Consider the following 3,103-nt stretch of genomic DNA (forward strand, 5'->3'; position numbering starts at 1 on the left):
AGACCCGTTGATTCGTAATCGGCTTTTATGTTCTCTGACTCATGGGGCGCAGGCAGTTCCCGGGCGGGCTGATCTTTTACATTCGCAAATAGCGGCATTTGTTGATCACTTATGGAAACACTTTGCCAGTGCGCCTGATGTCGATGGCCTGCGATACTCTGCAAAGCATCGGCACGGGCTAGGGCGCTGATATCGGAGTCCCTCAGCCCACTTTGCCTTAACTCATGAATACTGGCGAAGCCACTTTCCGGTCTTTCATTCAGTGCCTGTATGATTCTTGTTTCAGATACCCCCTGAATTTGCCTTAACCCCATACGCACGGTTTCAACAGAGCTCGTATCTTCTTTAGGTAACCAATGGTAATCCCAGTGGCTCAAATTAATATCTGCCGATAGAAACTCAACGCCGTGGCGCTGTGCATCCTGTACCAATTGCGAGGCCGAATAGAAGCCCATTGGTAAACTATTAAGCAAGCCCACATAAAAAGCCGCCGGATGATAGGTTTTAAACCAGGACGACACATAAGCCAGGTTGGCAAAGCTGGCAGAATGAGACTCAGGGAAACCATACTGTCCAAAACCGCAAATTTGCTTGAAAAGTCGTTCGGCAAACTCTTGTTTATAGCCGCGCGCCAACATGCCATTGATAAGCTTGTCTTCAAAGCGGGTTAAGTGGCCGTTTTGTCCCCATGAAGCCATCGCGCGTCGAAGCTGATCCGCTTCTCCACCGCTAAAACCAGCGGCAACCATAGCCAACTTAATTACCTGCTCTTGAAAAATAGGGACACCCAGGGTTCTTTCTAATACCGACTTTACTTCATCGCTGGGGTAATCCACGGCTTCCAGACCGGCCCGACGTCGCAAAAAAGGGTGTACCATGTCACCCTGAATAGGGCCAGGCCGGACAATCGCAATTTGAATGACCAGATCATAAAAAGTCCGGGGTTTTAGTCGCGGTAACATGTTCATTTGCGCCCGGGATTCTATCTGGAAAATCCCCATAGAGTCGGCGGTTTGCAACTGTTGATAAACCCGACTGTCTTCCTGCGGAATGGTTGCTATGGTGAGTTGCTGGTCATAGCGTGAGTTAATAAGCGCCAGCATTTTTCGTAACGCAGTGAGCATACCCAGCGCCAGTACATCCACTTTTAACAGCCCGAGACTTTCAAGGTCTGTTTTGTCCCACTGAATAACCGTTCGCTCCGTCATGGAGGCATTTTCTACCGGAACCAACCGGGATAAGTCATCGGCAGCAATGACAAACCCACCGACATGCTGAGACAAATGTCGGGGAGTGCCCATAAGTTGCTCGGTAAAATGTAAAAGGTGTCGGCCCCGCACCGAATTTGCCACTTCAGGGTGCTGTTGCGCGAGCTGTTGCTGCCAGCTTTGCTCTTTATCGCGCGTATCCAAATGACTTCGATAATACTGCAGCTGTTGCTCACTAAATCCCAGCGCTTTGCCAACATCCCGAAAAGCACTTTTAAAGCGGTAGGTAATAACGGTCGCCGCAAGGGCGGCTCGCTGTCGACCGTATTTTCGGTAAATGTACTGAATAATCTCTTCGCGGCGCTCGTGCTCAAAATCGACATCAATGTCGGGCGGCTCGTTCCGCTCCTTGGAAATAAAGCGTTCAAACAATACCTGAATTTGCGCAGGGTTAACCGCGGTAATACCCAGGCAATAACAAACGACGGAGTTTGCCGCCGAACCACGCCCCTGAAACAGAATACCCTGCTTACGGGCAAAGCGAACTAAGTCGTGAATGGTTAAAAAGAAAGGCTCGTAGCTCTGCTCTTTTATCAGACTAAGCTCTTTCAAATAAAGTGCCTTTACTGATGGAGGCACACCTTCGGGGTAACGCCAACGCGCACCTTCCTCAGTTAACTGCTTTAAGTATTCTGAAGCACTCATACCATCAGGTACCAGCTCAGCAGGGTATTCGTAGCGAAGCTCTGATAAACAAAACTGACACTGGTCGGCAATAGCTACGCTTTCTGCCAGCCACTTTTCTGGGTAGCATTGCTGCAGCTCACTTAAGCTACGTAAACGGTGTTCTGCGTTATTGCTGGCTAAACCCGGCTGTTCTGCCAGCGAACTTCCCTGCGCAATAGCGTTCAGAATATCGTATAACGGTTGCTGTTCTGTCGTTGCCATACGGGCGCCTCCCGCACAGGTTACTTTCACCTTAAGTGCTCGTTGCAGCTCAGTCATAGCGTGAAAGTTCTTTTCATCGTCAGCCTGATAATGACGCTCGTACAATAACCAAAACCGTTGCTTCCATACCGATTTAAGCTTTTCGCCAATAGCAATTAGTTGAGCCTGTCTGAAGTCAGGTTGCCAGAGCAGAAAACATAAAGAGAGCCCGTTAAAAAAATCGTCAATACCGGCCTGGTAATGACCTTTCTCGCTGCGACTACGAAACAAAGTGATTTTTTTACAAAGCTGAGCATAAGCTTCGCGAGTAGGGGCGAGCAGTATTATGGTCCCCAGCTCAGGCAGCCGGAACTCACTGCCAACAATGAATTTAATGCGACGTTCCTTTGACGCCTGATAGGCTTTAACAATGCCTGCCACCGAGCATTCGTCGGTTATTGCTATGGCGGTGTAACCCAATTCGTCGGCCCGAATGACTAAATCTTCCGGAGCCGCTGCAGATTGTAAAAAGCTGTAGTGACTCAGGCTGTGTAATTCCGCAAATTTATTAAGCACAGAAGGCGATGACATTTCAGCTAAACCAACCCTGTAAATACCACTGGTCAGACTCAAAATAGATCCAACCCAAACGCCCTAATTTGCCTTTCGCGATCCAGTAGTCCCGTGCAACTTCATCTGCGTCCCACCAGCCGCAATGTTTCCGTTCAGGCCCATGCTGTAATTGCCACAAATCTATCGAGGTTACTTGTGCTGGTCGCAACATCCAAAGAGGGCGTTTCGGTGCATTCAATAAAGCTTGCGGTTTTTCCCCGGGCGGACGAGCAACCTCACTGTAGCCAGGACGAGGATCATCATTCACTGCCGGAGAAAATACGGCATTTTTGCCTAACTTTGCCTGTAGCCGGCTAATGAGCTGCAGAGTTTCATGCCGATGCTGTTGCGCTCCG

General features: G+C 49.3%; 1 protein-coding gene and 1 pseudogene. Both read right to left on the reverse strand.

Annotation, left to right across the window (positions count from 1 at the left end; translation table 11 throughout):
- A partial coding sequence (locus B3180_RS02450; protein WP_286842864.1) for an error-prone DNA polymerase occupies window positions 1–2,726 on the reverse strand: 2,726 nt, incomplete at its 3' end.
- A gap of 1 nt (window position 2,727) precedes the next feature.
- Window positions 2,728–3,103: pseudogene (locus tag B3180_RS02455) on the reverse strand (DNA polymerase Y family protein); the annotation flags it as partial.

This window comes from Idiomarina sp. UBA4206, assembly GCF_002383015.1.
Lineage (GTDB): Bacteria > Pseudomonadota > Gammaproteobacteria > Enterobacterales > Alteromonadaceae > Idiomarina > Idiomarina abyssalis.